This is a genomic window from Oleiphilus sp. HI0079 (assembly GCF_001635105.1).
Genome location: NZ_LWFT01000757.1, coordinates 1 through 2402 on the forward strand (window position 1 = coordinate 1; position 2402 = coordinate 2402).

Consider the following 2402-nt stretch of genomic DNA (forward strand, 5'->3'; position numbering starts at 1 on the left):
AACGACCAACTTCTCGATAAAATCTTCATCTTTCATAGAGGTTGCAGACTTACCGCGACCACCACGACGCTGCGCTTGATAATCTTCCAGCTTTTGCGTTTTCGCATAACCCGCATGCGAAATAGTGACAACGAGATCTTCTTCGGTAATCAGATCAGCAACCGTAAGATCGCGACGCGAAGACATAATCTCGGTTCGACGCGCATCGCCGTATTCGTCGCGAATAGCTTCGAGCTCTTCACGAATCACTTCCATAAGACGCTCAGGATTGCTCAAGATATTCAATAACTCAGTAATACGCTCTAAAATCTCTTTGTATTCCTGAATCAACTTCTCAGTTTCAAGCCCGGTCAAGCGATGCAACCGCATATTCAAGATCTCTTGCGCCTGCGTCGGAGATAAACGGTACATCCCGTCTACCATGCCATACTCAGCACCTAGATCGTCTGGCTTACATGCATCTACACCGGCTTTTTCAAGCATGCCGACAACCGCACCGGGCTCCCAAGACTGTGCCAATAAGGCCTCTTTCGCCTCAGCAGAAGAAGGAGACTTCTTGATAAGTTCAATCACCGGATCAATATTCGCAAGCGCGACAGTTAACCCCTCGAGAATATGGCCTCGTTCACGCGCCTTACGTAGTAAGTAAACTGTACGACGCGTCACCACTTCACGACGGTGCTTGACGAATATCTCGAGCGACTGCTTCAAGTTGATGGTCTTTGGCTCACCATCCACAAGCGCAACCATGTTAATGCCGAACACGTTTTCTAGCTGCGTTTGCGCATAGAGGTTGTTCATAATCACGTCCGGCACTTCACCACGACGCAACTCGATCACAATGCGCATACCTTCTTTGTTCGACTCATCACGCAATTCAGTGATGCCTTCAATCTTTTTGTCTTTAACCAGCTCTGCGATTTTTTCAATCAACCGCGCCTTGTTAACTTGATAAGGAATCTCTGTAACAACGATCCGCTCTTTACCTTTCGCGTCAACCTCAACCTCATAACGCGCTCGAAGATAAATCTTCCCTCGACCTGTTCGATAAGCCTGTACGATACCCGCTCGTCCATTGATGAACGCGGCCGTAGGAAAATCAGGACCTGGAATAAACTCCATGAGTTCATCCGTTGAAATTTCCGAATTATCAAGAAGAGCCAAACAGCCACTAATCACTTCATTCAAGTTATGAGGTGGAATGTTTGTTGCCATACCAACGGCGATACCAGACGACCCATTCACCAATAGATTTGGAACGCGCGTCGGCATAACCTCAGGGATCTGCTCTGTGCCGTCATAGTTGGGAACATAGTCGACCGTCTCTTTATCCAGATCAGCAAGGAGAGAGTGAGCAAGTTTCTGCATACGAATTTCGGTGTATCGCATCGCAGCAGGATTATCGCCATCAATCGAACCAAAGTTCCCCTGGCCATCGACCAACATGTATCTAAGCGAGAAAGGCTGAGCCATTCGTACGATCGTATCGTAAACTGCAGAATCGCCATGAGGGTGATATTTACCGATGACATCACCAACCACACGCGCCGATTTTTTATAGGCTTTGTTCCAGTCGTTGTTCAACTCGCTCATCGCAAATAGAACCCTTCTATGCACTGGCTTCAAGCCATCTCGCGCATCTGGCAAAGCACGACCAACGATGACACTCATCGCATAGTCTAAATAGGATTGTTTGAGCTCGTCTTCAATATTTACGGGAAGGATTTCTTTAGCGTGATCACTCATCTGGAGTGCATTCCTTTCTGATAAAAGTCGTTATCGTTATTTAGGTGGGGCAAAAATACTAAACGCAGTTTTAGGCGTGTTTTGCACCACTCTTTGCAGCGCCGATTCAGGCGCATTTAAAAGTGCCCTCATACTACCATAACGGTCTGTTAAAAGTGAGCATTTAGAGCCCCTGAGAGTGCGTTTAAACGCAAAAATTGGAGACTATGCAAACAAAGACTACGCTTAAGACATTATCTTGGTAAATATTCGAGTAAAAGCGTCGGTTATGCCTAAATTTTTAATCGTTGAAGACAGCTCTATTGTCGCAAAAATCTTAAAGCATCTTTTAAAAGAGCATCCCAGTCTTGACTATGATATCGCGACCACCGCCGCAGAAGCGCGCACACTTCTCGAGCGCAATAGATCGGCGTATTTTGCAGCACTCGTAGACCTAAATCTACCCGACGCACCAGACGGAGAGGTGGTAGACGAGTGCATATCCCAAAGTCTGCCAACCATTGTTCTTACTGGGAATTTTGACGAAACAAAGCGCCAAGAGATTTTTAAAAAACGCGTGGTTGACTACATCGTCAAAGAAAGCCGTTTCTCCTATGAGTACGCCATCAAGCTGCTGAATCGATTGCATCGCAACAAAGAGATCAAAATACTTGTTG

Annotated in this window: 2 protein-coding genes; one reads left to right on the forward strand and one right to left on the reverse strand. The window is 46.3% G+C overall.

The annotated features are described in order from the left end of the window. A partial coding sequence (gene gyrA / locus A3750_RS14135; RefSeq protein WP_068548383.1) for a DNA gyrase subunit A occupies positions 1–1746 on the reverse strand: 1746 nt, incomplete at its 3' end. 268 nt (positions 1747–2014) lie between these two features. Between gyrA and A3750_RS14140 the strand changes: the two genes are divergently transcribed. Next, positions 2015–2402 (forward strand): response regulator (locus A3750_RS14140; protein ID WP_156498592.1); only part of this gene is annotated, 388 nt, incomplete at its 3' end.